General features: G+C 45.4%; 1 protein-coding gene. It reads right to left on the reverse strand.

Going from position 1 to position 513, the window contains the following annotated elements; genetic code table 11:
* On the reverse strand, window positions 1-394 hold a 394-nt coding region (locus ACTHS3_RS16780; protein ID WP_440368614.1), incomplete at its 3' end, for a D-alanyl-D-alanine carboxypeptidase.
* Between the last annotated feature and the right edge of the window lie 119 nt (window positions 395-513).

The raw sequence follows: 513 nt of genomic DNA on the forward strand, positions 1-513 counted from the left end.
GTATCAGATGTCCGTCAATATGGCGTATGCCCTTATCGCGCATCTGTTGCTTCATTTGCACCAAATCATGCTGGTCAAACACAGGATCGCCGCTCCCCACCCAATACACGTTGCCTTTCAATGTATCGCCTTTGGTTAGGCCGTTGGTTTTAAACTCGGTTTTCCAACGATAATCGCCGCCCAGCATACGAAACGCGGTAAACGCCGTTACCAGCTTCATGGTCGAAGCAGGATTACGCAATTCATCGGCACGGTGTTCGGCAATCACTTTGCCACTGTCCAATTCCTGCACATAAACGGAAATCTCATTTTCAGGAATACGCCCGAAATCCAAAGCCCATGACGGACAAACCGCCATCATCAAGCCGACTGATAAAATACTTTTTAACTTCATTGCGTTACAAAAATCTTATAAATTCTTACGAGGTACTTAGGCCGTCTGAACGTTTCAGACGGCCTTTTTATTTATTTCTGATGCGCTTTCAAACGCAAAGCAAACATAACAACCACAAC

The sequence above is a fragment of the Neisseria sp. P0009.S007 genome (genome assembly GCF_051962515.1).